Origin of the sequence: Clostridium sp. AF28-12 (assembly GCF_003435225.1) — a bacterium.
Taxonomy (GTDB): Bacteria; Bacillota; Clostridia; order Lachnospirales; family Lachnospiraceae; genus Pilosibacter; species Pilosibacter fragilis.
This window is the reverse complement of the sequence record NZ_QWGJ01000056.1, coordinates 1-2,092: the sequence shown is the minus strand read 5'-3', so window position 1 is coordinate 2,092 and position 2,092 is coordinate 1. Positions and strand designations below refer to the sequence as shown.

Below are 2,092 nucleotides of genomic sequence, written 5' to 3'. Positions count from 1 at the left end.
CAGGCTTTCTGCCTGCGGGCTTTCCGGCCCTTCTGCTGTTTCGCAATCGGCTGCGCCTCCTTTCTGGCACTAAGCAGCGCATAGAAGTTTTCGGTTTTGTAAGGCCGCACACGGGGATAGAGGAACCGGGTGCGGATGATATTTTTCAGCACTTTTTCCAGCGGCAGACCGTCTCGTTCATACATAGCCAGAAAGAAGAACGGGAGCATGAGGCCGATCATCAGGAACATGGCGGCACTGTTCCCGATACTGCCACGGGAAAACAGGTAAGCCGGGAGGCCCACCGCCGCCGCGCTGGAAAAACAAACAAGCTGGCGCTTCGTTAGGTTGAAGGCCAGCTTTGTCTTGATTTTGGAAAGGTCTTTTGGTACTGGCACATAGGCCATTTTGGTACACCTCCTTTACTGCTTCGGGCCAGCATGGCCCGAGGTTATCTTGCGGCCTCTTTGGCCGGGGCTGTGCTGCGGGCAGCTTCGGCGGCCTCTCGTCCGCTCTGCCTTGCCCGCCAGTATTCGGGGTGATACTGCCGGATGGACTGATTGAGTTTTTCTTCAAACTGTCCTTTGTCCTTAATGCGGTCAGGGATTTTCCACAGCTTTTTGTCCAGCAGCTCCCGGAGCACTACGCTTTCCTGTGCGTCCTCCTCATAGCAAATATAGCCCTTGTCCTTGAAGCCGCATTTTTTGGCCGCTGGGGAGAGGACGGCGGCTACCTCGTTTGCCACCATCGTTCCGCCGTGGCTGGCGGTAGATACCAGAAACACCCCTGGACAGAGGGTTTCACAGCTCTGCACCTCGCCCCACGGGGAACTTTTCGGCGCATGGAACATTCCGCCCGTCCGGTTCCGGTCCGCCTGCATGAGCGCCACATTTTCCAATATGGCGCGAAGTTCCGGGGAAAAATAGGCATATTCCCGCAGGACCCGGGCGGCGTCCCCACCACAGGCGTTCATCAACAGGGTATAGGCGTCGCTGTCCGCTTTGGTACAGCGGCCCAGCAGTTTTCCGTCGTAATAGCAGGCCGCGTCATAGCCCGTCCGTTTGCGTGGCATGGTTTCCGCCTCCTTTCTGCTTCGGGCCAGCATGGCCCGAGGTCAACGCTCTGCGCTGCGGCTGGGCTTTTCCTTCGGAGGCCGTTCTGCCTTTGCCTGTTCGGCAGCCGCTTTTCCGGCTTTGAGCTGGTCGCTGATGGACGCACGCCCCACAGAGCCGCGCTCCGCCATCTGTTCCAGCTTTGCCTCATAGGCTTGCAGAACAGCGGTGTTGAGCTGTTCCCGGAACTCCTTTGTGACAGGGTAGGCCATATCCCGGTAGCCGCCTTTGCCGTCTGGCTGGCTGGGCATCCCAAGAAAGAGCCCCTTGCTACCCTGTACGATTTTCAGATTTTCCACCACAAAGCAGTCATTGAATTTCACGCTGGCAAAGCCCATGAGGTTTTTCACAGGTTCGATGACCCGCACGCTTACATCCAGCTTCAACGGTGCGGCCGGGGTGGTGTTTGCAACCTTTTCCTGCATGGTTTCCTCCTTTCCGGCGGGAACAAGGTTCCCGTCCTTGTAGTCATAGCCTTCCGCCCGGAGTGCCGCCAGCGTGTCCGCCGATACGCACCCGGACAGTTTCAGATCGGTTTCCACCATAAAGCGCATGGTGTCTGCTTTAGAAAATTCTTCGGGGAGCTTTCCGTAGAAAGCCGGGTGCGGCTGTCCGTCCGCACCCTGTTTGTAACGCCGGGGCATACCGCCTCCTTTCCGCTTCGGGTCAGCATGGCCCGAAGTCTCTTAATGGCAGCCGAAGATGGATTTTGCAAGACTGCCTGTTTTGAATAAGGTAAAACACAGCAGCACCGTATATCCCACGCAGCCCCAGATCGCCCCGATGGGGTCGCCGTCGGTGGCGATACTCTGGATCAGCACCGCATAGATGGCGACACAGACCAAGATCAATAGACCTTGAAAGCCCACCGCAAAGAGGGAGCGGAAATAGTTCTGCCCCATGTGTCCGGTTTCCCTGTTGGGGACGGTGGCAAACGGGATAGGCGCTAAACTTGTGAGTAGTAGGGTAAGAACCCGACGCCTTACCATATCACTATGGCA

3 protein-coding genes and 1 pseudogene are annotated in these 2,092 nt (G+C 57.3%); all 4 read right to left on the bottom strand.

From position 1 onward, the window contains the following. A partial coding sequence (locus tag DWY93_RS16720) for a PrgI family protein (RefSeq protein WP_003500106.1) occupies positions 1 to 386 on the bottom strand: 386 nt, incomplete at its 3' end. 44 nt (positions 387 to 430) lie between these two features. Further along, positions 431 to 1,084: a hypothetical protein gene (locus tag DWY93_RS16715; protein WP_117472739.1), complete on the bottom strand. Its 654-nt coding sequence runs from the start codon at positions 1,082 to 1,084 to the stop codon at positions 431 to 433. Between the two features lie 9 nt (positions 1,085 to 1,093). Then, positions 1,094 to 1,735: a septation protein SpoVG family protein gene (locus DWY93_RS16710; RefSeq protein WP_015567066.1), complete on the bottom strand. Its 642-nt coding sequence runs from the start codon at positions 1,733 to 1,735 to the stop codon at positions 1,094 to 1,096. Positions 1,736 to 1,777: 42 nt separating this feature from the next. Next, positions 1,778 to 2,092, bottom strand: a pseudogene (locus DWY93_RS16705) (hypothetical protein); the annotation flags it as partial.